The 24891-nt window shown below is 55.8% G+C and carries 22 protein-coding genes; 7 read left to right on the forward strand and 15 right to left on the reverse strand.

The window, feature by feature from the left end; genetic code table 11:
- The first annotated feature begins 25 nt into the window (after positions 1 to 25).
- Both porZ and recO read left to right on the forward strand, forming a co-directional pair.
- Positions 26 to 2377, forward strand: coding sequence for a type IX secretion system anionic LPS delivery protein PorZ (gene porZ, locus EU556_RS07330; RefSeq protein ID WP_135432748.1), 2352 nt, complete (start codon positions 26 to 28; stop codon positions 2375 to 2377).
- A gap of 149 nt (positions 2378 to 2526) precedes the next feature.
- Complete coding sequence (gene recO, locus EU556_RS07335) at positions 2527 to 3249, forward strand: DNA repair protein RecO (protein ID WP_135432750.1); 723 nt, start codon at positions 2527 to 2529, stop codon at positions 3247 to 3249.
- Between the two features lie 76 nt (positions 3250 to 3325).
- Here the strand turns inward: recO and EU556_RS07340 are convergent, their stop codons facing one another.
- The 6 genes from EU556_RS07340 to EU556_RS07365 form a co-directional block, all read right to left on the reverse strand.
- Entirely contained in the window at positions 3326 to 4291 is a 966-nt protein-coding gene (locus EU556_RS07340) for an FKBP-type peptidyl-prolyl cis-trans isomerase (protein ID WP_245327520.1), read from the reverse strand.
- 149 nt (positions 4292 to 4440) lie between these two features.
- Positions 4441 to 4875 carry an FKBP-type peptidyl-prolyl cis-trans isomerase gene (locus tag EU556_RS07345; protein ID WP_167855498.1) on the reverse strand — a complete coding sequence of 145 codons (435 nt, stop codon included), beginning with the start codon at positions 4873 to 4875 and terminating at the stop codon, positions 4441 to 4443.
- A gap of 70 nt (positions 4876 to 4945) precedes the next feature.
- Positions 4946 to 5512, reverse strand: coding sequence for an FKBP-type peptidyl-prolyl cis-trans isomerase (locus tag EU556_RS07350; protein WP_135432754.1), 567 nt, complete (start codon positions 5510 to 5512; stop codon positions 4946 to 4948).
- Positions 5513 to 5566: 54 nt separating this feature from the next.
- Positions 5567 to 6088 carry an FKBP-type peptidyl-prolyl cis-trans isomerase gene (locus tag EU556_RS07355; RefSeq protein ID WP_135432756.1) on the reverse strand — a complete coding sequence of 174 codons (522 nt, stop codon included), beginning with the start codon at positions 6086 to 6088 and terminating at the stop codon, positions 5567 to 5569.
- A 90-nt stretch (positions 6089 to 6178) separates the two neighbouring features.
- Complete coding sequence (locus EU556_RS07360; RefSeq protein WP_135432758.1) at positions 6179 to 7234, reverse strand: FKBP-type peptidyl-prolyl cis-trans isomerase; 1056 nt, start codon at positions 7232 to 7234, stop codon at positions 6179 to 6181.
- 48 nt (positions 7235 to 7282) lie between these two features.
- Positions 7283 to 8326: a DHH family phosphoesterase gene (locus EU556_RS07365; protein WP_135432760.1), complete on the reverse strand. Its 1044-nt coding sequence runs from the start codon at positions 8324 to 8326 to the stop codon at positions 7283 to 7285.
- Between the two features lie 374 nt (positions 8327 to 8700).
- Here EU556_RS07365 and EU556_RS07370 point away from each other — a divergent pair, with 374 nt between their 5' ends.
- Positions 8701 to 9120 carry a nucleoside-diphosphate kinase gene (locus EU556_RS07370; protein ID WP_135432762.1) on the forward strand — a complete coding sequence of 140 codons (420 nt, stop codon included), beginning with the start codon at positions 8701 to 8703 and terminating at the stop codon, positions 9118 to 9120.
- Positions 9121 to 9228: 108 nt separating this feature from the next.
- Here EU556_RS07370 and EU556_RS07375 read toward each other — a convergent pair whose 3' ends face one another.
- The 8 genes from EU556_RS07375 to EU556_RS07410 form a co-directional block, all read right to left on the reverse strand.
- On the reverse strand, positions 9229 to 10344 hold the full coding sequence (locus tag EU556_RS07375) for an AAA family ATPase (RefSeq protein WP_135432764.1): 1116 nt from the start codon (positions 10342 to 10344) through the stop codon (positions 9229 to 9231).
- Between the two features lie 92 nt (positions 10345 to 10436).
- Entirely contained in the window at positions 10437 to 11729 is a 1293-nt protein-coding gene (locus EU556_RS07380) for a nucleoside permease (protein WP_135432766.1), read from the reverse strand.
- A gap of 205 nt (positions 11730 to 11934) precedes the next feature.
- Entirely contained in the window at positions 11935 to 12543 is a 609-nt protein-coding gene (locus tag EU556_RS07385) for a superoxide dismutase (protein ID WP_135432768.1), read from the reverse strand.
- Between the two features lie 144 nt (positions 12544 to 12687).
- Positions 12688 to 13134, reverse strand: coding sequence for a nucleoside deaminase (locus EU556_RS07390; protein ID WP_135432770.1), 447 nt, complete (start codon positions 13132 to 13134; stop codon positions 12688 to 12690).
- 120 nt (positions 13135 to 13254) lie between these two features.
- Positions 13255 to 13818 carry a hypothetical protein gene (locus EU556_RS07395; protein WP_135432772.1) on the reverse strand — a complete coding sequence of 188 codons (564 nt, stop codon included), beginning with the start codon at positions 13816 to 13818 and terminating at the stop codon, positions 13255 to 13257.
- A 113-nt stretch (positions 13819 to 13931) separates the two neighbouring features.
- Positions 13932 to 14393 carry a hypothetical protein gene (locus EU556_RS07400; protein ID WP_135432774.1) on the reverse strand — a complete coding sequence of 154 codons (462 nt, stop codon included), beginning with the start codon at positions 14391 to 14393 and terminating at the stop codon, positions 13932 to 13934.
- Positions 14394 to 14595: 202 nt separating this feature from the next.
- Positions 14596 to 18216: an ABC transporter permease/M1 family aminopeptidase gene (locus tag EU556_RS07405; protein WP_135432776.1), complete on the reverse strand. Its 3621-nt coding sequence runs from the start codon at positions 18214 to 18216 to the stop codon at positions 14596 to 14598.
- A gap of 148 nt (positions 18217 to 18364) precedes the next feature.
- Positions 18365 to 19264, reverse strand: coding sequence for an ABC transporter ATP-binding protein (locus EU556_RS07410; RefSeq protein WP_135432779.1), 900 nt, complete (start codon positions 19262 to 19264; stop codon positions 18365 to 18367).
- 426 nt (positions 19265 to 19690) lie between these two features.
- On the opposite strand from EU556_RS07410, the gene aspS reads away from it, so the two are divergent.
- Together aspS and EU556_RS07420 are read left to right on the forward strand one after the other, a co-directional pair.
- The gene (aspS, locus tag EU556_RS07415; protein WP_135432781.1) at positions 19691 to 21454 is read left to right on the forward strand and encodes an aspartate--tRNA ligase; all 1764 of its coding nucleotides are present in this window, start codon (positions 19691 to 19693) and stop codon (positions 21452 to 21454) included.
- Positions 21455 to 21527: 73 nt separating this feature from the next.
- The gene (locus EU556_RS07420) at positions 21528 to 21914 is read left to right on the forward strand and encodes a hypothetical protein (protein WP_135432783.1); all 387 of its coding nucleotides are present in this window, start codon (positions 21528 to 21530) and stop codon (positions 21912 to 21914) included.
- 77 nt (positions 21915 to 21991) lie between these two features.
- On the opposite strand, the gene EU556_RS07425 is transcribed toward EU556_RS07420, so the two are convergent.
- Positions 21992 to 23503, reverse strand: coding sequence for a DUF4394 domain-containing protein (locus EU556_RS07425; protein WP_135432785.1), 1512 nt, complete (start codon positions 23501 to 23503; stop codon positions 21992 to 21994).
- A 276-nt stretch (positions 23504 to 23779) separates the two neighbouring features.
- On the opposite strand from EU556_RS07425, the gene EU556_RS07430 reads away from it, so the two are divergent.
- Entirely contained in the window at positions 23780 to 24052 is a 273-nt protein-coding gene (locus tag EU556_RS07430) for an autorepressor SdpR family transcription factor (protein WP_135432787.1), read from the forward strand.
- The gene (locus tag EU556_RS07435; protein WP_167855499.1) at positions 24049 to 24714 is read left to right on the forward strand and encodes an SdpI family protein; all 666 of its coding nucleotides are present in this window, start codon (positions 24049 to 24051) and stop codon (positions 24712 to 24714) included. The genes EU556_RS07430 and EU556_RS07435 overlap by 4 nt, the downstream gene beginning before the upstream one ends.
- The last annotated feature ends 177 nt before the right edge of the window (positions 24715 to 24891 follow it).

Here is a 24891-nt window from a genome sequence, read left to right on the forward strand (position 1 = left end):
TACTTCGCGTCGCAACTTCCTGCCGATGACACTACTAGTACGCCTGCGCCGGGCCGTGTTTAGCCTCGGTTTTCTGCTGTTCATGCTTCCTGCGGCGCTAGGCCAGTCAACGGCGGGCTTCGGCGACTGGCAGTTGCACCTGCCCATCAACCGGGCCAAGGCTCTGGCCGATGTGGGCAACCGGGTGTATGTAGCTACGGAAGACGCCTTTTTCTACTTCGACAAGCAGCTCAACACCACCCGGCTGCTCTCGCGGCGCGACGGGCTGCACGATGTAGGCGTCAACACCCTAGCCTACGACTCCGTGAGTCAGCAGGTGGTAGTGGCCTACCGCTCCACCAACCTCGATATTCTGCGCCTGTCCGACGGAGCCATTCTCAACCTGAATGATATTGCGCGTAAGGAAATTCAGGGGAGTAAAACAATCAACCACATTAGCATCAGCAACAAAATTGCCTACCTGGCCTGCAGCTTTGGCATTGTGGCGGTCGATTTAGGCAAGCTAGAAATTCGGGACTCGTACACCAATATTGGGCCGGGTGGTACCGTGGTAGAGGTATACTCCACGGCTGCCGCCAACGGTGTGCTGTTTGCGGCCACTTCTGCCGGCGTACTGCGTGCCCGTCTCACCGATAACCTACTCGATTACCGTGCCTGGACGGTTGATTTTGCGGCGCGCCCCGGTAATCCTTTCCAAGCGCTGGGGGCGCACAACGGCGTGGTGTACCTCGGTATCAACGGTGACCGGCTGTATGGATATAACCCTGGTCAGCCAGCGCAAGGCTGGCGGCCCGTGCAGGGCGTAACGGGTGTGGAGTTTCGCCAGCTCACGTCTTCGCGGGCAGGCTTGCTCGTAACCGATAATCAGAAGATATCGGTGCTGAACCCGGTTACCGGGGTGGTGACAACTACGCTACGCCCGGCCCTGCTCCAGAACCCGCGAGCCACCGTGCGGAGTAAAGACGGCAATTATTTTCTGGCCGACTTCACTAACGGGTTGTTGCGCGTGTCGGCCAACGGACAACAGGCAGAACAGTTCCTTACCAATGCCCCTGCCAGTACCAAGTCATACAGTGTGCTAGCCGATGCTCGTACCAACACGGTGGATGTCTTCAGCGGCGCTTACGGCGACCGGTACCTGCAGGAACGTAGCCAGCTGGGCTTTTACGAGTACGCCAAGGGGCAGTGGCAGAATACTAATTCTACTTTGCTCTCGGCCGCGCAGTATCCCAACCTGCTTGATCCGGTCCGCGGCACTCGTACCCCCGATGGCACCCTCTACGTGGCCAGCTACGGCAATGGAGTGTTGGAGTGGAAGGGACCTGGTAATTTCCGATTGTTTAACCCCACCTCGGGCTTGCCTAACCCCCTGCGTAGCCCAATTGCCGACGTAACCTATACCCGGGTAACGGATATTACTACTGACTCAGACGGCAAGGTGTGGGTGGTTAACCGCCACCAGATACCGGGCCTTTCGGGTGTATTCACATTCGACCCTATCGCTACTACCTGGGCAGCCATTCCGTACTTCAGCGGCAGCGAAAACCTGGAGCGTATTGCCCTCGATGATGTGGGCGGCGTCTGGCTATCGAGAGCCCGCGCACCAGTCGGGACCCAGCTAGGCCTGGTGGCCTATAATCAAGAGAGCCGCGCTATCCGCTCTTTTTCCGAAAGCGACGGCCTGCCCTCGGGTGAGATTTATGATATTGTGAAAGACCGGCAAGGTGACATCTGGGTGGCTACTATTAAGGGGCCAGCCGTCTTCAACGACCCCGTTTCGGCCTTCGACCCCAGCACTGGCCTAGGCTTTCAAACGCCCTATGTGCGGCGCGGGGAAGGCACCGGCTTTGTGGCACTGGGTGGGGAAGCCGTACGGGCTATTGCCGTAGATGGCGCGAACCGCAAGTGGTTTGCCACCGACCGGGGCCTGTGGCTGTTCAATGAAGATGCGACCGAAGCCCTGGAGCATTTCACCACCGCCAACAGCCCCTTGCCCTCCGACCGCATCGTAGATGTGGATGTGAACGATAAAACCGGCGAAGTTTTCGTGGCTACCGATGCAGGGGTAGTGGCCTACCGCGGCTCCGCTACCATCACAGAAGGCAAGCCCAGCTGCGCAAAAGTGTCGCCAAACCCGGTTCGGACCAACTTTACCGGGCAGGTGGGCATTTCAGGCCTAGCCAACAACGCCCAGGTAAAAATCACGGACGTGACGGGTAAGTTGGTGTACCAGACCCGGGCCAATGGCGGCACCGTTATCTGGAACCTAGCTGACTATAATGGGCGCAAAGTGCAGTCGGGGGTATACCTGGTGCTCTCGTCGGATGCGGATGGGAAAAACGGCTGCATCAGCAAAGTGGCCGTGGTAGAAAAATAGCCCGCTACCTTGAAATAGTGGCCTAGGGGCTGATTTTCGGGAACGGGCGAGTTAGTACCGCTTGTTCTTATGTGCTAGGCCAGTAGTCTGGCCAAATAGCCAATCTGTCCGCCTCAACGTATTCAAGACGCCACCTCAGCTCTCTTTGCATGTTAATCAAGACCCGCGGTATCGTTCTCAACTTCATCCGCTACCGCGAAACCAGCATTATCGCCCGGATTTATACGGAACGCTTGGGGTTGCAGAGCTACCTCGTAAACGGGGTTCGCAAGGCCAAGCCACCGGGCCGTATTGCGCTGTTTCAGCCCTTCACGATGCTGGACTTAGTGGCCTACACTTCGCGCCAAGGCGGCATTACGCGCCTCTCGGAGTACCGGTGCGCGGAGCCCTTTCGAACGCTCCCTTACGATGTGCGCAAGAGTAGTATAGCGTTATTTCTCTCAGAAGTAGTAAGCCGGGTGCTGCTCGAAGAAGAAGAAAATGAGCCGCTCTTCAACTTCCTGCACGACTCTATCTTGGCATTTGACCGGCAGGAAGAAGGCTTTGAGAATTTTGCCCTGATCTTTCTGCTGCAACTGAGCCAGTACCTGGGTTTCGGCCCCGAAACAGGCGAACAAATAACTTCTCAGGTGGCCTTTGGGGCCGAAGCGCCGGGCGCAACCATGGGGCACGGTCCCACGGCGCTGCGCTTCCAGGAATTCGAACAGCACTTTGATGACTTGCTCCGCACTCCTGACGCGGCACAAATTCCTAATGGCCGCGTGCGGCGGGAGCTGCTGGGCGTGCTCATTCGTTATTACCAGCTGCACGTAGAGCGCCTCGGCGACGTCCGCTCCCTTTCTGTGCTATCGGAGGTGCTGGCCGAGCTTTAACGCACGTACCAAGCTTCACAACTAACTAAACGGCCCTGCTGAGCATTGTTCAGCAGGGCCGTTTAGTTAGTTGTGACTACTTGATGTTTACTAATTCTACATCGAAGCGCAGAATAGCATTCGGGGGAATATCGGCGCCGGCACCGCGGGAACCGTAGGCCAGGGACGAGGGAATAAGAAGTATGGCCTTGCTGCCCTTATTGAGTAGGGCAATGCCTTGGTCCCAGCCAGGAATAACACGGCCCTGGCCTAGCGGAAATTCAATGGGCTGGTTTCCATTGCGCTCCGAAGAGTCAAATACCTTTCCGTCAAGCAGCATGCCTTTGTAGAGTACCGAAACCGTTTGACCGGCCTGAGGCTTGGCGCCCGTGCTAGGTTTGGTAATTACGTAGTACACTCCCCCGGGCGCTTTCACGCCCTTCAGCTTGTTCTGCTTGAGGTAGGCCTGAATACGAGCGTCTTCCTGCACGAGGCGTTGAGCGGCCTGCTGCTTTTCTTTCTCCTGGGCTTGGCGCATTAGCTCCTGCACCTCCTGCATGGCCGCCTCCTGGGTCTGGATTTTATCTACTTTAGCCACTACCACGAGGGTATTGCCCGCCTTCCGGATGAAGGGAGGCACCGGCTGTCGGAATGATTTGGCAAAAACCGAGTCGGCATTGAAGCGGAACACAGCGGAGTCGCCGGGCTGCAGTAACGATACGGCTTCCTCAATGCCTCCCCGTTGGCTGCTACGGATAGTATCAAGCGGGACCCGGGCTGGCTGCCCCCCGGACTGCTGACGGGAGTTCATCAGCACCGAGTCACGCCCAGTCCGGAACTCCATGTGCAGGCTAATAATCTGCCCGATGCGGCTAGTGTAGGTTGGGTCACCGGTGGGCGCTTGCGCCGGGCGACGTACATATTTACCGTTTTCCCGGTGATAAATGCGGTATTCTACGCCGGAGCGCAACCGGTTGAAGCTGGAAGGGTCGCCCTGAAAGGACATGAGGCCCGCCATGCCCAACAAAGCGGGCCACGCGGCATACATACGAGAAAGGAACATGCTAATGGAATGATGCGCCAGCTTGTGGGTAGTAACGCTTGGCGCAAGGCGAGAAAACAGATGACACCGGCCTAGGCCTGTTCAGACATTATAAAAACTGGCCCCGCCGTCTGCGTGATACAGAGTAGCGGGGCCAGGTCTTCAGCAAACTATTTTACCCGTAGAATCTCAACTTCGAACACCAGATCTGTCTGCGGCGGGACCAGGTAGCGGCGGTCATCATCGGGGTCCCGAACGCCCTTGGCCGCGTAGGCCAGTCGGGCCGGAATCCAGAGGCGGGCCCGCGTACCTTCTGGCAAGAGCTGCAGCGCTTCATCCCAGCCTTTAATGACCTCGCCGCGGCCTACGCGTACTTTCAGCGGGCCACCCTGCTTTACAGAAGCGTCGAAGACGTGACCATTAGGCAGGAAACCGGTGTAGTGTACCGTTACCTTATCGCCGGAGTGGGCCGTGGGGCCTTTACCTGGTTGACGCACTGTATACCGCAGCCCCGAGGTAGTTTGCGTGGCCCGCGCCAGTAAGCTATCGGGGGAGGCCTGAAGCGGGGTGGTAGGAAGAGCCTGCTGGCCTAGCACTGGGCTCATAGCTCTTCCAGCTGCTACAAGCAGAGAGAGGCGCAGAAGCCAAGTTTGAGAGCTGTAGGCCATCTTAGGTTTATTTTACGTCGATTATTTCCATATCGAACAGCAAGGGCGTATTAGGCGCAATGCTAGTATTTCCTGCTTGGCCGTACGCCAAGTTAGAGGGAACTAGCAGCAGCTTACGGTCACCTTTACGCATCGTGAGAACAGCCTTTTCCCAGCCCTGAATTACGCTGTTTGCTCCCACAGTAAAGTTGAGACATCCGCAAGCTGTCCGGTTGTTGCTGGAATTATCAAACTCCTGCCCATCATTGGCTTCGCCAATGTATTTGCCTACATACACAGTGGTTACCCGCTTGCCTGCCACAATGAGAGGCTCCGAGGAGGCGCCTTCTTTCACGTTGATCAGGTACAAGCCATCGGCGGTACGGGTATAATTAGAACCGTTGATATTGTGCCGGGTCAGATAGGCCTGAATAGTAGCTTCATCAGCTGCTTTTTGCTGCTCAATGAGCTTTTCAGTTTGCTTAGCAATGCTGCCTTTGGAGTCGCAACCGGAAAGAACCGGGGCAGCAACCAGCAGCAGAGCCGCCAGGCGGAGCAGTAGAGTAGGACGGGTCAGGAGAAATACGTTACGCATGGGTAAAGCAAGAAAATGGAAGCAGAACTATAGAACGGTTCCGGCGTCCTGAAATTACTTAATATCTGTCAGCTCCACGTCAAAGCGCAGCACTGTGTTTGGCGGGATGGGCCCCACGCCGTAAGCACCGTAGGCCAAACCCGAAGGAATAAGCAAGGTAGCTTTGGCTCCTTTGTTCAGCAGGGCAATGCCCTCATCCCAGCCCGGAATTACTGCGCCTTGGCCAATGGGAAACTCAAAAGGTTTGTTGCCACGATTGGTAGTCGAATCAAAAACTTTCCCGTCGAGAGTGGTACCGGTGTAAAGTACCGAAACGGTTTGGCCTTTGGTTGGGAGGGCGCCCGTGCCGGCCTGGGTCATTACCACGTACAAGCCCGATGCTTGGCGCTGGGCGGTGAGGTTGTTAGCGGTAATGTAGGCCTTGAGAATCTCCTCGTCGCGGGCCGAGTAATCGGTTGTGTCCAAAGCCGGATCGTTGTTTTTCATGCAGGAAAACAACACGGGCGAGGTGAGCGAGAAAAACAGCACGAGCAGGAGAGCCGGCCGTAAACGGGAAAACAATAGGGGCTTACGCATACAAAAAGGGGCTATCAGGAATGGAGATACAAAAACCCCCAGCCCGGTTGCACCGGACCGGGGGTAATGTTAGACAAGCTAGTCAGGCCTCTATCGACCCTGCTGCTGTTGTTGCTGCTGCATTTGCTCTATCTGCCGCTGAATGTCGGCTTGGCTGGGGCCGGCAGGCTGTGTGGGCGCATTTTTCACGTCTACCAGCTCCACATCAAAGCGCAGTACGGCATCGGCCGGGATGTTAGCGCCGGCGCCACGCTGCCCGTAGGCCAATGAAGAAGGAATCAGGATGGTAGCCTTCGAGCCCTTGTTCAGGAGCGGAATGGCCTTATCCCACCCCGGAATTACCTGGCCTACGCCAATCGGGAATTCAATGGGTTTGCCACCGTTGCCTTTGGCCGAAGAGTCGAACTCTTTGCCATCAAGCAGTGTGCCTTTGTACTGTACCGATACAATCTGACCAGCTTTGGGCTTAGCACCCGTACCAGGCTGCGTTACTACATAGTACACGCCAGAAGTGTCTTTCTGGGCGTTCAGGTTGTTCTTCTTGATGTAGTCTTGCAGTACAACGTCGTCTTTCTTGAGCTGCTGCTTGGCGTACACCTGCATTTTCTGCTGCTGCTCCACCTGCATTTTCTGCACATCAGCCATGGCCTCGTCGCGAGTTTGGACTTTGTCCACTTTCACAAACATGGTCATGGTTTTGCCGGCCTTCTTCATGAAAGGGGGCACTGGCTGACGGAACGACTTAGCGAAGATGGTATCTACGTTGAAGCGGAACACAGCCGAGTCGCCGGGCTGCAGCAACGAAATTGCTTCCTCTAGGCCACCCTTCTGGGCTTTGCGTACGGAATCAAGCGGCACGCGTACGGGAAAGCCCAACTGCTGCTTGCGCGAGTTGAACAGCACCGAGTCTTTGCCGGTGCGGTACTCCACGTGCAGCGCCATGATCTTGCCAATCCGGTCTTTGTAGGTGGCGTCACCGTCGGCATTAATGTCGCGGGAGTTGTACTTGCCGCCTTCGTTTTTGAATACTTTGTACTCGATGCCCGACTTGGTTTTGGCGAAGTCGCCGCCGCCTTTGTTGCAGGAAGCGAGGCCCAGAACACCGGCAGCGAGGGCCAGGCTCAGAAAGTTGCGTTGGAAGAGCATGAAAGGGGTTAGGAAGTTAGACAAACTATGCGGCCAAGTTACGCTGAATTATGCCGATGGCGGCACCACCGCCAACGGGGCCGTAACCAGATCGGCCTGGTATTGCGGCAGCAGGCTCAAAAAGCGGTCTACCGTGTTATCAAGCGGGATATGGCTAATGCCACCGGCTGCATTATGGTGGCCTCCGCCCTCAAAGTGACGGCGCGAGAACTCACTCACGGAGAAGTCGCCCACCGAGCGGAAGGAAATTTTGATGGCCTGGCTGCGGTCAATAAACACCGCCGCAAATACAATACCCTCAATGCTCAGCGCAAAGTTCACTAAGCCCTCCGTGTCGCCGGTTTTAGAGTGGTACTGGCGTAATTCATCGGCCGTAATAGCAATGTAAGCCGTGTTGTACTCGCGCAGCACCACCAGCTTATCCTTCAGCACGAAACCCAAAAAGCGCAGGCGCTCTTCAGAGTGGGAGTCGTAGATGCGGCGGTGCACGTCGGAGAGGTTTATGCCGGCGTTGAGCAACTCGGCAATAATTAGGTGCACATTGCGGGAGGTGCTGGGGTGGCGGAACGAACCCGTATCCGTCATGATACCGGCGTACAGGCATTCGCCAATTCCAGTATCAATGAGGTCTTGGTCGCCTAGGTCGCGGATTACCTCAAACACCAGCTCAGCCGTAGCGGCTGCTTTAGAGTTAGAGTAATCGAGGTCGGCGAACTGCTCAGGCTCCTGGTGATGGTCGATGAGGACCTTGGTGCCGGGGGCCTGCCGCACGTACTCGCCCAGCTCGCTAATGCGACCCAGGCAAGAGAAATCGAGGCAAAACAGCACTTCGGCCGTGCCAATAATTTCCCGCACCTGCGCATCATTTTTGCGCGGCTCATACACTACCACGTCGTCGTTGCCAGGCATCCAAGCCAGAAAGCTCGGATAGTCCGACGGTGTAACCACCGTAACGGAGTGGCCCTTCTTGCGTAGGTAGCCCGCTAGGCCTAGGGAAGAGCCTAGCGCGTCGGCGTCGGGCTTGTGGTGTGTGGTGATGAAGATCTGCCGGGGCTGCGCTAGCAGCTCCTTCAACTCAGATATTGTGGACATTGCCTACGGGGTAGGTGACTGAAATTCGGTCGGTTAGGCCGCGTACAAAGACGGCAAAAGTCGGAAATAATCCGGGTATCAACAAAACCAGCCTTAGATTGGTGCATTTAGCTGGTTGTTAACTCCGTAACGGCTTGGCCTAGCAGATGCTGGCGTTACCCTCTGCGTAAAAGGCAGAAGCAGTAGCGCCGCGAGAAGGTTCAATAATCTGAGCGGTTAGCACATAGTCTAGGCTTTGCTTACCGTGCCGCGCCCCAGAGGAAATTGGCCTAGGCTTCACCACACCAAATAAAACGGCTACTTTTGCCGCCGCAAACTTCTTGTTTTGCGGCCCCTCACGAGTTCATTTCAACTTCAACTTTAGCCCCTATAGTATGGCCACCAACCGCACGTTCACGATGATTAAGCCCGACGCTACCCAGGAAAACCACATTGGTGGTATCCTGAGCATGATCGAAGAGGGCGGTTTCCGCATCGTGTCGCTGAAAAAAGTACGTCTGACGCCTGAGCGTGCCGGCAAATTCTACGAAGTACACGCTGAGCGTCCCTTCTACGGCGACCTAGTGAAGTACATGTCGTCGGGCCCTATCGTGGCAGCTATCCTGGAGAAAGACAACGCTGTAGCTGATTTCCGCACCCTGATTGGTGCTACCAATCCTGCTCAAGCTGCTGAAGGTACTATCCGCAAGAAGTACGCTAAGAGCATCGAAGCCAATGCCGTGCACGGTTCCGACTCCGACGAAAACGCGCAGATCGAAGGTGACTTCTTCTTCTCGGCTGACGAGCAGTTTTAATTGCTAAAGTCACTTATATTGCACAAAAAGCCGCTCTGCAATATGCAGAGCGGCTTTTTGCTTTTACTACTTTTAGACTGGGTTTATACTAGTTTTATACTTTATGGCTCACTCACGGGCGCCAAAGCCGATGCGCTTAGCGGTTTTAGATACTGTAAACTCCTGTTCTTCCCGATTATAAATATCGGCAAGCGAGGTAGGTGCGCCTAACGCTGTATTATGGCCTAGACTGGCGGCAAGGGCCTCGGACTTTGCCTCGCTGAGGGGTTGGAAATGGTAGGCGGCAATCAGGCGGCCCTTCCGCAGCAGGGCGCTGTCAATGCGCGAAAGGTCGGTGTTGAAGGTGCAGACAATCTGGATGTGGAAGCAGTCGGCCAGCAGTCCGTCGGAGATGTTAAGTAAGTTACTGACGGCACTTGGTCCCCCGCCCGTTGCATCGCGCTTGGTCAGCAGCTCTTCCGCATCCTCGATAATGAGAATAGAGTTGGTATTGTCGTGGAGCAGGTTGATAAACTCGGGGTCGGCAATGCGGGCGGCTAGGTTAGGCGGGATAAATAGCTTGGGCTTGTCGGTGAGGCCACAGAGGTGGCGGATGTAGCTTGTTTTGCCGGTGCCAGGCGGCCCGTGCAGAATAACGATGCCCTTATCCTGGGGCTGTTGTAGGCGCCGCACAATCGTTTCGTGGGCGGGCAGCAGGTCATCGTTGTAATGAGTGCTCAGGTCCAGCGCCGGAATCTTTATCTCCAGCGGAGTAAACTCCAGGTCGTTGTAGGCCAGGCGCAGGGCATGAATGCGCTGACGCTCTTGCTGCCCAGAGCCAACGTGGGCCATTAGCAGCTCGCGCAGGGTAGCTAGCTCAGCGGCATCGGTGGCGGGGGAATAAAACACCTGCACACCCCGCTCAGTGTACACATCACGGTCGCCGACGAGCAGGAGCAGGTGCGGGGCCAAATGCAGCGCCCATACGTTTAGCTCAGGCTCCTGGCCTACCTTTTCAATGTAAACGGAGTGGGCCACGGTGGCTTGCTCTAAGTTGTAACGGGCCGCCAAGGCCTGCAGCACGGTGGCGCGGGCGTCGGCGTTGGCCAGCTGAAAAATGAGCTTGCGCGGCAACACCCCGAAGTGCTGGTGAAACCATGCCAGCGGTAGGAAGTAGTGGCTGCTATCAAATACGTTGGTACGGCTGGGTGCTACAGCCGCGAAAGCGGGTATTTCTGACGTCATATACTATTAAAGAAAGTAAAAAAATGCGCCGCTCGTACCGCCCAAAGGACGGCGCGAGCGGCGCGATACTAGTTGAACGGTGGGCGACAGGCCTAGGCTTGGTTTACCGACAGCAACTGCTCCGAAGGCTCGGCATCGTCCTGCTCCTGAGGGCTATGCTTATGCTTGAAGAGCACCACGAAGAGTACCGCAATAACCAAGGCGTAGGCGGCAAATGCCAGCCAGATGCTGTGCCAGTCCTTCGTGATACCATCGGCGGCTGTGAAGTACTTCTCGATAACAATACCGCTTACTGAGCTGCCTAGCACGGCGCCAAAGCCGTTGGTCATCATCATGAACAAGCCCTGGGCACTGGCCCGGATGGAGGAAGCGGTTTGGGTTTCGACGAACAATGAACCGGAGATATTGAAGAAGTCGAAGGCCATACCGTACACAATGCAGGAAAGCACAATCAGCCAGATGCCGGGGCTATCGGGGGTGCCGTAGGCCAGTAGCCCGAAGCGCAGTACCCAGGCCAGCATGCTAAACAGCATTACCTGCTTGATGCCAAAGCGGCGCAAGAAGAACGGAATAGCCAGGATGAACAGCGTCTCGGAAATCTGCGAGATAGACATGATAATGGCCGGGTACTTCACCGCGAAAGAATCTTGGTAAGCCGGTACTTTGTCAAAATCGTGCAGGAAGGTGTCGCCGTAGGCATTGGTGAGCTGCAGGGCCGCGCCCAGTAGCAGGGCAAACAAGAAGAAGGTGAGCATTTTGGTGTCGCGCAGCAGGGCAAACGACTTGAGGCCCAGTACATCCACCAGGGAGCGGCTAGGCGTATCCTTGGCGGTAGGGGGGCACTTGGGCAGCGTGAAAGAGTAGAAGCCTAGCAGGATGGCGGCGGCGGCGGCTACGTAGAACTGACTGGCCGACTTCTCGAAACCCAGCAAGCTCACCGTCCACATGGCCACAATAAAGCCAATGGTACCCCACACCCGAATCGGTGGATAGTCTTTCACAATGTTAAACCCCTCACGCTTCAGCACCGAGTAGGACACGGCAATGGACAGCGCCAGCGTGGGCATGTAGAAGATCATGTTCAGCAGAATCACCCAGAAGAACATGCCGGGGTCGGCTACCATGGGAATGGTGAGGAGCACCACGCCGCCCAGAATGTGCAGCAGGCCGTAGAGCTTTTCGGCATTCATCCACTTATCGGCCACAATGCCCATCAGGGAGGGCATAAAGATGGAGGCAATGCCCATGGTGGAGAAAATGGCTCCGAACTGCGCCCCTGACCATTGCTTGGTCTGGAACCAGTAGGCCCCGATGGTTATCAGCCATGAGCCCCAGATGAAAAACTGTAAAAAGCTCAGAATAATGAGACGCAGCTTCGTACTCATGTAAAACTCGGTTGGAAATGAGGGGGGACAGAATTTCGAACCTAAAGATACAAGATTTCTGCCCGGCTAAGCGCCTAGGCTAGTCGGGGCGTACTCCTGGGTGGCCTAGCCATGCGGCTAGGCATAAGTGAAGAAGCTTGGGTAAACAAAAAGCCCTTCTGCGTGAAGCAAAAGGGCTTTTGTGTAAATAAGGAAATGCTAACGGCTAGCTAGCTTCCGAGAAGCGACGGTTTACCTCGTCCCAGTTGATAGCGTTGTAGAAGGCCGCGATGTAGTCGGGGCGGCGGTTTTGGTACTTCAGGTAGTAGGCGTGCTCCCACACGTCGAGACCCAGTACCGGAATGCCTTTGCAGCCAGTGTCGGGCATCAGAGGGTTATCCTGGTTAGGCGTCGAGCAGATCTGCACCGAGCCATCGGGCTGCTTGCACAACCACGCCCAGCCCGAACCGAAGCGGGTAGTAGCGGCCTTGGTGAATTCTTCCTTGAACTTCTCGTAGCTGCCGAATGCCTTCGTGATGGCCTCGCCAATAGCGCCGGTAGGCTCACCGCCGCCGTTGGGGCCCAGGATGGTCCAGAACAAAGAGTGGTTCCAGTGGCCACCACCGTTGTTGCGCACTGCAGCCGGGGCAGCCGCAATGTTGTGCATCAGCTCCTCCAGCGACTTACCTTCCAACTCAGTGCCCGCAATGGCATTGTTGAGGTTGGTTACGTAGGCCTGGTGGTGCTTGGTGTGATGGATTTCCATCGTCTGCGCATCAATGTGCGGCTCCAGAGCATTGTAGGCGTAGGGCAGTTGGGGCAGTTCGAAAGCCATGATTGGAATGTGTTTTTAAGGTGGATGAGAGACAGTCTCCTGACAACAGGCCTAGAACTTAGAAAGGCTCAGGCCCAGTGTCAGGATATAACCTCCGCAACCCGGTTAGGGTTACGAACGCGGCCAAAAGTAGCCGATTACCGGTTATCTCCGCTTTCGAGCAAAAAAATCCTGCATCAGGTTGCCGCACTCATCCGCCAGAATACCCGTGACCAGTTCAGACTTTGGGTGAAGCAAGTTGCCGTGGCGCCGAAAGCCAAACTTTGGCTCATGGGTACCATATACCACGCGCCGCACCTGGGCCCAGGCCGTGGCGCCCGCGCACATCACGCAGGGCTCCACGGTTACGTAGAGGGTGCACTCCTGCAAGTATTTGTTGCCGAGGTGGTTGGCGGCGGCCGTGAGAGCTAGCATTTCAGCGTGGGCCGTCACGTCGCGGAGCTTTTCGGTTTGGTTGTAGGCCCGCGCAATAATCTGCCGGTCCATCACCACCACGGCCCCAATCGGAATTTCGTCTTCCTCGAACGCATACCGGGCCTGCTTGAGCGCCTCCCGCATGTACTGTTCGTCAGAATACAGGGAAAGAGTCATTGTTGGTAATGAAGTTAGGTGGTGATGAGGTGATGAGGTTGGGCCTAAGGAGAAGTTAACCGTGACGGGTTGATGGCGAGTTAGCTAACTAACGCTGTAACTTCATCACTATTTACCTTATCACTTCATAACAACACTGGCCATTACCTGCTGGGCTACGGGTTGCCACTGGCGCTGCTCTTCAGCAGGGGCGTCGAAGGTGAACACGAACAGTTGGCCGCCCTCAATGGCGTATTGCACCATTTGGTACTTGCGGATAGGGGCCAGGTTGCTGCCGCGGCGGTTATCAGTTACCGTCGAGACAAACTCCAGCATCACAAACTCGCGCTTGTTCACGGTGCGCACCTCCTCCTTCAGAAACTCCACCTTAGAATACATGTTCTGAATGCTGGCTTTGTAAATCTTGAGCAGCAGGGGATAGTCGCGGTTGCTGAAGGTAGTGGGTTTCTGAGCCACGCTTAGGTCGACGCGGCCATTGGGGTTGCTGAACACAGCCAGCGGTTTGCGCGGCGCCGGATATTTGGCCGCAATGCCATCATCGGGGAGAGGCTGGAAACCTTCGGGCACGCCCACCGAAATATTCTTGGAAACGGCCGTCTTTTTCAGCTTGGGGCCAGCAAAAGCCAGCAAAGCACCTAGCACCAGCAGAAGAGGCGCGGCTCGGAAAAACTGCAATACTTTCATCAAAAAGGAGGTAACAAGATTCAGAAGAAACCCTAGCCACCTGGGCGGCGGGCAATAAAGCAAAGCTCCGAAACCAGAACGATTTCGGAGCTGCAGATGGTGCCAAGAGTGGCCTAGCGACGCTTCTTAGATACCGCCGTGGAAGGATACTTGATGTTCACCTTCTTCCAGTATACGTAGTTGCCGGTTTTGGCTTCTACCAGGTAAGAACCTGCCGGAATGCGGCCCAGGTCTACTGGCTCACCCGTGTTGTTCTGTGGATCGAGGGCCGTGGTATACACCGGTACCTTCTTATAGTTGGTCATCACCAGCGTGCCGGGTACTGTAAATTGCTGCGTGAAGCTGAGCATGATGCGCTGCCCATCAGAAGTCGGGAAAATGTCAATTCCCGAGAGGGTCTCTACCCGCTTGATGGGGCCATTCAGCGTAACCGGCTCAGCCGCCGCCTCTGACTTGGTTTTGATTTCCGTGCCGTTGGCAGTCTTGGTTTTGGTTTTAACCTTGGTGGGAGATGTCTGAGCCTGCGCGGTAGAAAAAGTCAGCACAGCGGCAGCAAAGAAAAGGATACGTTTCATATTCAGAAGAAGACAGGCAGAGTAGCGGAAAAGCAGTGTTGAGAAGGCGCATTGCAGATTCCGGGCCAAATTTAGTGGCCTAGAGTCGCAACAGTTTCTGGCCACAAAGGTAGCAAAGCTGTAGTTGGTCTTTTCCCAATAAAAAGCCCAGCCAGTAACGGCTGGGCTTATGTTCTAGGCCACTTAGAAAGTGCATTTGTATTTACACCTTCTTCTCTTCTGGCGCCTTCACGTTGTCGTTGGGGTTGCGGTCGATGAGCTTGTTATACGGGTCGATGCCGACGCGGTCGGGCTTCTCGGGTACTGTAAACTCCAGGCGGTTGCGGCCAGGAGCAAGTCGGCGCTTCTGCATCAGTAGCGGCACTGTCTTCGACTTTCCGTTAATCTTTTTGCGACCCATAATACCCACGTCAATAAAGTCGCGGGCTTTTAGGTCGGCGGTTTCGTTGCCCACGGAGTCGGCGTAGAGCTTCTTGGTATCCACGGTGAACTGCACGCGGTATTGTCCGTTCGGGAGCTTGCGGTAGGTAGCCGAGTCGACTTTGTTCTCATAGAGCGTGATGCGCTCAAACAGGTCGGTAACCACATATTGCAGGGAGTCGGGCGTGTGCTTGCGCATCACGTCCACAAACTCCACCGAGTTGGTGAAGGGTGGGCGCTGGTAGGCCACTTTATCGTGGTATTCCTTGAGGGCGTTGTTTACGGCTGCTTCGCCCAGGTAATCCTGCAGGGCATACATTACCAAAGAGCCTTTGCGGTAATGGATGTAGGGCTGATTTTCCACCAGATACAGCGGCACTTCCTTTTTGCGCTCCGTGGTACGCCCCGAGAGGTAGGAGTTGAGCTCAAATTTGAGGAAGCGCTTCATTTTCTCCTCGCCGTAGATGTGCTTCATCACCATGAGAGCACCGTACTGGCTCAGCGTTTCCGACATAAGCGTGCCACCCTGCACGTTGCCGCTTACAATCTGATGACCAAACCACTGGTGCGCCACCTCGTGGGCCGTCACGTAGAGCGGATAGTCGATATCATCGGGGTCCAGGGAGTCAACGTGGGCCACGAAGCCGATGCTCTCGGAGAACGGAATGGTGTTGGGGAAGCTCTGGGCGAAGCTGCTGTAGCCGGGGAACTCCAAAATGCGTACCTGCCGGTGCTGGTACGGGCCAAAGTTAGCCGTGTAGTACTCCAGGGCCTTCTTCACACCCAAGGCCATGCGCTTAAGGTTGTACTCATGGCCGGGCTGGTAGTAAATCTCAATCGGTACGTTGTTCCAGTGGTCCTTATACACCGCGTAGCGGGCCGAGAGGAAGGAGTAAAAGTTCAGGATGGGCGCGTCCATCTTGTAGTGGAAGTAGCGGCGGCCATCTTTCGTCCACTCTTTCTGTAGGTAGCCAGGCGCAATGGCAATCTGGTCGGGGGAAGTGCTAAGCGTGGCCTCAAACCGGATCCAGTCACCGTCGCCGCTGATGTAGGTTCGCATACGGGCCGCCGAGTCGTTTACGGAGGCCATGCGCGGCTTGGGTTGCAGGCCCTGCTCTTTGCGCACATCATCGTCACCGAGCTCATACCCCTCCTGGTAGCCGATGCGGGGCAGCTGGGAGTTGTTCACGAACGTGCCGTTGTACACCACGCTGGTGTTGGAGCCGCTATTCTCGAAGCCGGGATTGGTGTAGGCCAGGTCGAAGTTCAGCTGCACGGAGTCACCGGGCTGCAGGGGTTGGGCGAGGCGCACAATCCGGAAGTCCAGCTCATCTAGCTTATCGTGGAGCACTTCTTGGCCGGGGCGCGCCAATGCCAGCTGCTTAATCTCGGCCTTGCCATTGCTGAGAATCTGCACTGAGTCGATGGGCTGCTTACTACGGTTTAGCAGCCAATAGGAGCCGCGGTACCGAATGTCGCGCTTCTCTGGGAACATATCTACCGCCACGTTTACGGCCACCACGCGCGGCTGCGGCCGGTTGGCGTAGTGCTTGTACGTTTTCTCGTACTTGGCCTGCAGCGACTGCTGTTGCGCGGTGGTGCGGTAGGTATTCAGTACGTTGGTGTTGTAATAGATGTAGGCCCCCAGACCCGCAAAGGCCACCAGCGCCACGCCCGCCAACACGCGCAAACCCGGCGAGAAGCTGCTCTTAAACTGCTGCCAGCGCCACGAAAAGCGGGTTTCGGTGCCTCTAGGCCACAGCAAGCTGCTGCCTAGCGCCAGCAGCACCGCAAATACCGCCCAGTACAGCTTAAAGGTGAAGTAGGGCAGCACAAAGTGGCCGTAACCATTCATGGCCGAGTACTGCGCGCCGGGGTCGGAGGCGTAGCTGTAGAGGTTGTGCTCTAGGCCTAGCTGCCCCTTGAAAATGTTGAACAGGTAGTACACAATCATGATGAAGTGCCCCATGAACTTGTTGTTCACCAGCACCTGCACCAGCATGGCCAGCACGCACATCAGCAGCATATTGATCAGCTGAAAGCCGAACAGCTCCTTCACGTACACATCCAGCTCGTAGCGGAAATAGCCCATGCCGGTTTGCAGCAAAATTCCGCAGAGCATTACCAGCGCCAGCAACCCCACCTGAATCAGCATCAGCGCCCCCAGCTTGGCCACGAAGGGCACCCAGCTGGGCATGGGCATGGCATCATAAATCTGATGGATGTTGGAGTCCCGCTCGCGCCACACCAGCTCACCCGAGTAGAAGGTGATAATGATGAGCTGAAACAAGGCGAAGGTGCCCACCAGCAGCTGTACTACCACTGGCGTAACCGGGTAGGTGTTCGTGCCATAAATCTTCCCGACCTGCAGCCCGGAAATCAGCAAAAACAGCAGGCCCGCTCCCAGAATACCAATGAAGTACACACTCCGGATGGTGCTGAAAAACTCCAACCGGAGCAGTCGGCCCAACTGAGCCCACGCTAGGCCAGGGGTGAAGCGTGGCGTGATGGTGGGCAGTTGCAACGAGGTGGGGGCCGCAACCGCCCCCAGCGCCGCTTTAGGCCGCGAGCCGGAAACGCCTTTGTTGGCAAAGGAGAACTGGAAGAAGATGTAGCACGCTACCAGCGTCAGGAGGCCTACCGCGCCCCACAAGAGCCGGTTCTGCACCAAATAGCTAGACCACGACAGTAGCTTGGTGTTGCGCTCGGCCACCGTCCAGTAGCGCTGCGTTAGGTCGAGGGCGCCGGCGCCCAGGGGGTCTATCAGGTTCTTCAGCGTTTCACTATCCAGGTTCTGCTTGATGTTGGCGCTAATAGTATACAGCACCAAGAACAGCACGCCACCCAGGTAAATAGCCAACGCCGACCTCGATAGCGTGGCGCCCGTGAAGAAAATAGCGCCCGTCAGAAATAGGTTGGGAATAACAATGAGCAGGTAGGGCTGCAGGTAGGTAGCCAGATGGTTCGGCCCCAGCTTACCCGGCAGCATCGTAGGCCAGTAGGTGGCCAGCCATAGGCCTAGCGCCGCACCCAGAAAAATGCCCACCGTCACGACAAACGAGCCCAGAAAGCGCCCGCCGAGGTAGCCAAATTTACTGATAGGCGTAGTGTAGTAGAGCGAGTGGGTGCGGTGCTCAAAGTCGCGGTACACCGGCGTGCCCATCATGGAGGAAGTGATGAAGCTCCCGAATAGGCTCATGACCAGCAAAATGGCCGTAACCTGATATGGCGAGTTAGCCAGCACCCGGCCGCCGCCACCACCCACGGTTACGTTGGCGCCAAACACGCCGCCCACCGCCAGCATGAGCAGGAAGGCCATGACCGTCAGCAGGAAGAAGTAGATGTAGGTAGCCGGCCGCTTCAGGCGGTAGCGAATCTCAAAAAGGAATATCTCTCGAAACATAGTCAGTGTGTTTTGGAGTGTAGGAGCTAGTGTAACCCCACCCCAACCCCTCCGGGAGAGGGGCTCTAGTTCTAGAGCTATAGTTTCTAGTAAGCTACAGCTAGAGCCCCTCTCCCGGAGGGGAGGGGTTGGGGTGGGGTAAAGCCAGTTAGCCTTTTATAGCTTCCGCGGCTACTTGCTCGGCCGCGTGAATGCGGGCGAAATACACGTCCTCCAGCGTGGGCTCCACGGCCTCAAAGCCGTTGCCAGGCTGCGCGAGGCTGTGCACGTGAATGATGGTCTGGCCCGCAAACAGGCGCGACGAAATCACGGAGAACTGCTGCTGATACTGGCCTAGCTCGTCTTTGCTCACGCTGCGTCGCCAGATTTGCCCACGCATTTCCTCAATGGCCACCAGCGGGTCGCCGGTGTACAGCACCTGGCCTTTGTTGATGATGGCGAACTGCCGGCACAGGTCCGACACATCCGACACAATGTGCGTGCTGAGAATCACGATGCGGTTCTCGCCAATTTCGGCCAGTAGGTTATGGAAGCGGTTGCGCTCGGTGGGGTCGAGGCCGGCGGTAGGCTCATCCACAATAATGAGCTTCGGGTCGCCGAGCAGAGCCTGGGCAATGCCAAAGCGCTGCTTCATGCCCCCCGAGTAGCCACCCAGGTTCTTGTTGCGGGCTTCCCAGAGGTTGGTCTGGTGTAGCAGCGCATCTACCACCTCCCGCCGCTCCCGCTTGTTGCTAATGCCCTTCAGCACCGCAAAATGCTCTAGTAGCTCGGCCGCCGATACTTTAGGGTACACGCCAAACTCCTGCGGCAGATAGCCCAGCACCTGGCGCACCTGCTCCGGCTGGCGCAATACATCCAAGTCACCTAGCTTGATGCTGCCCGAGTCGGCTTCCTGCAGCGTAGAAATAGTCCGCATCAACGACGACTTGCCGGCACCGTTGGGGCCTAGCAAGCCAAACATGCCCGGCGCAATGCGCAACGATACATTATTAAGGGCGCGGGTGCCGTTGGGGTATGTTTTGGAGAGGTGTTCAATAGCCAGTTCCATGAGAGCAGGGCGAAAGAGGATGGTTGACAGATGAATAGGAGAGCCACAGTATTGGCAGAATGACCCATCTCAAACATAGAAAAAGGGGTATGAACAGCTTCCGCTTTTCAACCAACCCGGCTTCAGGGAGGGACAACGGGCTTTCGAGCGAAGTTTCCCGGGAAGAGTGGCCTACACGATTATGCTTGCACAGTCAGTGTTTTCGGAAATAAGACCGTCATGCTGAGCGCAGCCGAAGCATCTCTACCACTTCGTTGCAATAGGCCTAGGCCAGTCGATAGCCAGAGGGAGAGATGCTTCGACTCCGCTCAGCATGACGTGCATTTATTTTACTGTCCCTATAGCTGGAAGGCCTACCCACTTGCCGTAGCAGATTTGCGGGAAATCCGTTGGCATCTTCTAGTATCTTCGTCAAAAAATAGACTTATGCTCCGTTCTCATACCTGCGGCGAACTGCGCGCCGAACACGTTGGTCAAACCGTAACCCTGTGCGGCTGGGTGCAGCGCACCCGCGACGCGGGCGGCATCTTCTGGATTGTGCTGCGCGACCGGTACGGTCTCACGCAGTTGGCACTAGAGGAAGGCGTTGAGTCGGCGGAAGTGCGCGAGCAGGCCCGCCAGTTGGGCCGCGAGTTTGTGATTTGCGTGACGGGTAAAGTGGCCGAGCGCTACTCCAAAAACGACAAGATGCCCACCGGCGACATCGAGATTCGGGTGGAGAAGCTGGAGGTGCTGAACCCCGCCAAGCTGCCGCCCTTCCTGATCGAGGACGAAACCGACGGCGGCGACGACCTGCGGATGAAGTACCGCTACCTCGACCTGCGCCGCAACCCCGTGCGCCAGAACCTGATGCTGCGCCACCGCGTGGCCCAGGCCACCCGTCGCTACCTCGACGGCCAAGCTTTTATTGAAGTAGAAACGCCCGTGCTCATTAAGAGCACGCCCGAAGGTGCCCGTGACTTTGTGGTGCCCTCCCGCATGAACCCCGGCGAGTTCTACGCCCTGCCCCAGTCGCCCCAGACGTTCAAGCAGCTCCTAATGGTGTCGGGCTTCGACCGCTACTTCCAGATCGTGAAGTGCTTCCGCGACGAAGACCTACGCGCCGACCGTCAGCCCGAGTTTACTCAAATCGACTGCGAAATGTCGTTTGTAGAGCAGGAAGACATTCTGAGCACGTTCGAAGGGCTGGTGCAGTACCTGTTCCGCGAAGTGAAAGGCCTGGAAATCGGGACGCTGCCCCGCATGACCTACGCCGACGCTATGCGCTACTACGGAAACGACAAGCCCGATACGCGCTTCGAGATGAAGTTCGTGGAGCTGAACGACGTAGTGAAAGGCCACAACTTCCCCGTCTTCGACAATGCTGGCCTAGTAGTGGGTATCAACGCCTTCAACTCGGCTGTGTACACCCGCAAGCAGCTCGATGAGCTGACCGAGTTTGTGAAGCGCCCCCAAGTTGGTGCTACTGGCCTAGTGTACGCTCGCATCGAGGCCGATGGCTCCGTAAAGTCGTCGGTAGATAAGTTTTACTCGCAGGAAGCGCTGCAGCAGTGGAAAGCCGCCTTCAATGCCCAGCCCGGCGACTTGCTGCTGGTGCTGGCCGGCGAGCCCAACAAAACCCGTAAGGCTCTCTCGGAGCTGCGCCTGGAAATGGGCCAGCGTATGGGTTTGCGCGATAAAGACACCTTCTCTGCGTTGTGGGTCGTTGATTTCCCCCTGCTCGAGTACATCGAAGAGGAGGGACGCTACTTCGCCATGCACCACCCCTTCACCTCGCCGAAACCTGAGGACGTGGCCCTGCTCGACAACCCCGAAACCATCGGGGAAGTACGCGCCAACGCCTACGACATGGTAATCAACGGTGTAGAAGTGGGCGGCGGCTCCATCCGTATTCACGACCGCGCCGTGCAGGCCCGCATGTTCTCTTTGCTGGGCTTCTCCGACGAGGAAGCCAAAGCGCAGTTCGGCTTCCTGCTCGACGCCTTTGAGTACGGCGCACCACCCCACGGCGGTATCGCCTTCGGCTTCGACCGCCTCTGCAGCCTCTTCGGTGGCGCTGACTCCATCCGCGACTTCATCGCCTTCCCGAAAAACAACTCCGGCCGCGACGTAATGATCGACTCGCCCGCTCAAATTTCGGATGCTCAGCTGAAGGAGTTAAGCATCAAGACCGATGTGGTAGCTAAGTAGATAAGTTGGCATAAACTAGAAAGCGGCGCCTGATGCATCAAGCGCCGCTTTCTAGTTTTCAAGGCCTACACCTATGGATTTAGATCTAGAAATAACCTTTATCAACAAGTGTGTGATAAAGAACAAGCGACAGCGATACATAGGCTTTATTAGTAACCCAAAACGCCGCAGCACTTTCCTCAAAATGCTTTATCATGGTCGTGATATTGATAAAAGCAAATTCATGAAAGTTGATTCTGGCCTAGAGATGCTTTTAACAAAAAGGTTAGCAATGATGCCTGTCGATGTTAGTGGTTACATTATTTCTGTAGATCGATCAATAGACGGACAAATGATGTCTGCTAGATCAGCTATAAATAAACTCAACGCTTATACAGAGGGAACCTTATTGATATTCGGCAAGTGTGAACTCGTCTATTATGTAGGTGAGGCTCCTCATAATGAATATATCAGTGTATGAAAAAAGCGGCGCCTGATGCATCAGGCGCCGCTTTTGTTTAGAAAACTAAGTTTCTCGGTTTTGCAGATTACTTTTCTCTAGAAGCCTAGGCCAACGGCCATAGCTTGCAGGGGCTTGGGCAGATCAGCACCTTTAGTGGCGGCGCCGCTGGTTAGGTTAATAGTGTACACGCTAGCCGTAGAACCCACCGTCAGGACGGCGAAGCCAGTGCCGCTGGTGCCGCCAATATCGAAGCCGTTTACGCCCGTCACATTAGCGCCTAATGCACCAACTGATACCAAGGTGCCTGCGTTTGGTGGGTCTTGGCGGTAGAGCATATCGGTGTTCGAGTCGATATCAAACAGAACCGTGGAGGTGGCACCGGCAAAGTTGTTGGTGTACGCGGCGGCCGTTACGTTGGGCGTGCTGGGGTTCAGCGGGCCATCCACAATAGCTACACCGTCGGCGGGGTTCACGCGCAGGTTAATGCCCGTATTGCTCACAATGCGGATGCGGTCAACGGTGGGGTTGAAATCGAAGCCGAAGTCGGTACCAGTTAAGGGTAGCGGCAAGCCCGCGCCCACTGCCGTAGCTGCTCCTGAGGAGAGGTTGATAGTGTAGAGGCGGTTGGTGCTGCCCAGGCCGTACAGCTGCCCATTGACAGGGCGCATGTCGATACCCACAATTCGCTCACCGCTCTGCACGCCCGTAATAGGCTTAGCCACCTGCATACCTGGGCTGGTAGGGTTGAAGGCAATGAAATTGTTGTCGGTGTCGATACCGTAGGCCACTGCTTGGGTCGGAATAGCTACCCCAATGATATTGCTGGAGAAGTCATCGTAGCGCGTGGCTCGGCCCGAGGCTAGGTCAATTTTATACAAGCCGGAACGGTTATCGACCGTCAGGGCCGCAAATGCTTCGTTGCCATTACCCCCGATGTCAAAACCCGCCATGCCAGTGGCGTTTACTCCCAGGTCGCCTATCGGCACGAGCGTGCCATCGTTGGGTGGGTCTTGCCGGTAGAGCTTATCGGTGGCGGGGTCAATATCGAAGAGGGTAGTGGAACTGGCTCCGGCCATAGAGTTAGTGTAGGCCACCGCCGAAACCGTAGCGTTGGCAACGCCATTGATGCTGCCGTCTGTGGCGGCTACAGTGCCGGTTTCAGGATTCAGACGCAGGTTCTGGCCCGAGCTGGTCACTAACCGAATGCGGTCAACGGTAGGGTTGAAGTCAATGGTAGCAGTTGTACCGTTGATGGCGGGTGTAAAGGCCCCCGAGCCAATCATGCGGGCCGCCCCGGTAGTTGGGTTGATGACATACAAGCGGCTGGTGCTTCCTAAGCCGTACAACTGCCCAGTAGCCGGTCGATAATCAATGCTCATAATCTTCTCCCCACTCTGCAGCCCGGTAATGGCTACTGGCGTAGGTGCGCTGCCAACGTTATTGGCGTTCATCTGCAACAGCTGGTTGTTGTCGGAAAGCGCCTGAAATACCAAGTCACTCTTGGGAGTAGAAACATCGTCTGAGTCATCATCACAGGCGGTAAGGGCACCGGCCGTTCCGAGTAGTAAAGCGACTAAACGAGCATTGTTAAGAAAGATCTGCTTCATGGTATTGGAAAGTGTCTTGATTATATCGAGGCTTACGAGCCGACCTGAACAGCTAGATTCTAATGCCTAATTATTTTGTGTAACTAATTGATTTATAGACGTTAAAAAGAAATTAAAATGAATTATGCGCCCTAATGGCGTGTCTACACAAGCCTGATTAGAGCGAAAGAAGTAGCGCATGCCGCTAGCATTCAGAAAATTGCGAGTAGAATAATCAGCAATTCTTCTGGGATTTCAGATCAAGTATTTAGATATTTATCTAAATACCGAAATGCATTGAATACTCTCTTTAAAGCCCTCAACGACCCAACCCGCCGGGCCATGCTGGAGCTGCTGCGTGAGCGGCCCCTTACGGCCGGAGAAATTGCCGACCACTTTACGTTTTCCAAGCCCACCATCAGCCACCACCTCGATTTGCTTCGGCAGGCCGATCTGGTGACCAGTGACAAACAGGGCCAGTTTGTGACCTATACTCTTAACATGACGGTGATGGACGAGCTGCTTGGATGGCTGCTACAGTTCAAGCCGTCGTCAGACGCTCCCCAATGAAACTTACCTTTTCCCCCTGGCAACTCCTCACGCTGGCTGTTGTTGTGCTACCAGGTCTATACCTGGCTTACACCTGGCCGGCACTGCCCAACCAGATTCCCACGCATTTCGGGGCCGACGGACAAGCCAATGGGTTCACGGCCAAGCAGCATATGTGGCTGCCCTGCATTGCGCTGCCGCTAGGCCTATACCTACTACTCCTGCTGTTGCCTCGCCTAGACCCCAAGCACCGCTTAGCTACCGAAAGCGCTAATTTTCAGAAGCTCACGCTAGCGCTGGTAGGGCTTACCGCTAGCCTGAATATGCTCAGCTTGTACACCGCTTTGCACCCGCAGAAACATCCAGGTCAGCTCTTGGTACTAGTGCTAGGCCTGTTTTTCGCTCTAATTGGTAATTATCTAACCACAGTGCCACCTAATTATTTTGTTGGCATCCGGACGCCGTGGGCCCTGGAGTTTCCGGACAACTGGGCGCGTACGCACCGGCTGGCGGGCCGCTTGTTTTTCGTTACCGGCCTGCTGAGTGTAGCGCTAGGCCTAGTGTGGCCGGGTGAAGTAGCTATTGTGACCCTTTTGAGTGGGGTACTAGGCACTGCACTTGTTGCTTATGTTTACTCCTATTGGCTATATCGGCAGCAGAGAAAAATGACTGGGGTTGTGTGAGAAGGCTGATGCTTCGAGTAGAGTCATGAGCCCGGTTAGGTTACTAGCATGTGGTGCACCAATCATTCAGACAGTGCCGAGGAGCCACCTAAGGAAGCTTCAAACGTGATACCTAAAGTAAACTGCACATAGGTAGATAGTTACCTTTTGAAGCTGAAACTAGGTGCATGTTGTTAA

Source organism: Hymenobacter fodinae, from assembly GCF_004745825.1.
Lineage (GTDB): Bacteria > Bacteroidota > Bacteroidia > Cytophagales > Hymenobacteraceae > Hymenobacter > Hymenobacter fodinae.